The sequence below is a fragment of the Sinomicrobium pectinilyticum genome (genome assembly GCF_003725735.1).
Classification (GTDB): Bacteria; Bacteroidota; Bacteroidia; order Flavobacteriales; family Flavobacteriaceae; genus Sinomicrobium; species Sinomicrobium pectinilyticum.
Genome location: NZ_RJTM01000176.1, coordinates 1 through 246 on the forward strand (window position 1 = coordinate 1; position 246 = coordinate 246).

1 protein-coding gene is annotated in these 246 nt (G+C 48.4%); it reads left to right on the forward strand.

What is annotated here, in order from left to right:
* On the forward strand, positions 1-246 hold a 246-nt coding region (locus ED312_RS21835), incomplete at both ends, for a DUF5684 domain-containing protein (RefSeq protein ID WP_240643171.1).

Consider the following 246-nt stretch of genomic DNA (forward strand, 5'->3'; position numbering starts at 1 on the left):
GAAGAAAAGCATGGGAAGCCCTTGTCCCCGTATACAATGCCGTGATACTGATGAAGATCATCAACAGGCCGTGGTGGTGGGTGATCCTGCTGTTTATCCCTATTATAAACCTCATCATGTTCCCGGTGATCTGGGTAGAGACCGCCAGAAGTTTCGGCAGGAATTCCACAACGGACACCTGGCTGGCCATACTTACCCTGGGGCTGTATATTTACTATATTAATTACGCTCTGGAGGTATCCCATA